The sequence below is a fragment of the Pseudomonas sp. JV245A genome, from assembly GCF_032424515.1.
Classification (GTDB): Bacteria; Pseudomonadota; Gammaproteobacteria; order Pseudomonadales; family Pseudomonadaceae; genus Aquipseudomonas; species Aquipseudomonas protegens.
In genome coordinates, this window is the sequence record NZ_VYKE01000419.1 from 1 (window position 1) to 997 (window position 997).

2 protein-coding genes are annotated in these 997 nt (G+C 66.4%); one reads left to right on the forward strand and one right to left on the reverse strand.

Annotated elements, in window-relative coordinates; all coding sequences use genetic code 11:
- Positions 1–556, reverse strand: a 556-nt coding sequence (locus tag F6S12_RS32140) for an alcohol dehydrogenase catalytic domain-containing protein (RefSeq protein WP_315869909.1), incomplete at its 3' end; no start/stop codon positions are given.
- Positions 557–723: 167 nt separating this feature from the next.
- On the opposite strand from F6S12_RS32140, the gene F6S12_RS32145 reads away from it, so the two are divergent.
- A partial coding sequence (locus F6S12_RS32145; RefSeq protein ID WP_315869910.1) for a coproporphyrinogen III oxidase occupies positions 724–997 on the forward strand: 274 nt, incomplete at its 3' end.

Here is a 997-nt window from a genome sequence, read left to right on the forward strand (position 1 = left end):
CGCCCAGGGCCTTGGCGATGGCGGCTTTTTCCGGCGAGCTGACGGTGCCGATCAGCTTTACCCCGAGGGCCTTGGCCCACTGGCAGGCCAGGGAGCCGACACCGCCGGCAGCGGCGTGGAACAGCACGGTTTCGCCGCCCTGGAGTTCATAGGTCTGGCGCAGCAGGTACTGCACGGTCAGGCCCTTGAGCATGACCCCGGCGGCCTGTTCGAAGCTGATGGCGTCCGGCAGGCGTACCAGGTTGGCTTCGGGCAGCACATGCACATCGCTGTAGGCCCCCAGTGGGCCGCTGCCGTAAGCCACGCGGTCGCCGACCTTGAAACGGGTCACGGCACTGCCTACGGCCTCGACCACGCCCGCGCCTTCGGCCCCCAGGCCCGAAGGCAGGGCGGGCGGTGCGTAGAGACCGCTGCGGAAATAGGTGTCGATGAAGTTCAGGCCGATGGCCTTGTTGCTGACGCGAACCTGTTGCGGGCCCGGTTCCGCCGGTTGGTAATCCACATATTCGAGCACTTCGGGGCCGCCATGGGCGCGGAACTGGATACGTTTGGCCATCTGCATTCTCTCCTCGGACGTGTCGTGAAAGTGCTCTATCGGACTCCTCTGCTTGACCTTCGTCAACTGCGGAGCGCCCCGGCGCGGTGTTATGCTACGCGCCCATTTGCGCCGGCCCGTGCTCCATCCCTAGCGCCGCGTAGCTTTGCCCGATTCAAGGTGATGCCATGACTACCCGCACCGAGGCCGTGAAAGCCTACCTGCTCGACCTGCAAGACCGCATTTGCGCTGCACTGGAAACCGAAGACGGTGGCGCACGCTTCATCGAGGACGCCTGGACCCGGCCTGCCGGTGGTGGCGGGCGTACCCGGGTGATCGGCGACGGTGCAGTGATCGAAAAGGGTGGGGTGAACTTCTCCCATGTATTCGGCAGCGGCCTGCCGCCATCGGCCAGTGCCCATCGGCCCGAGCTGGCCGGCCGTGGCTTCGAGGCCCTGGGCG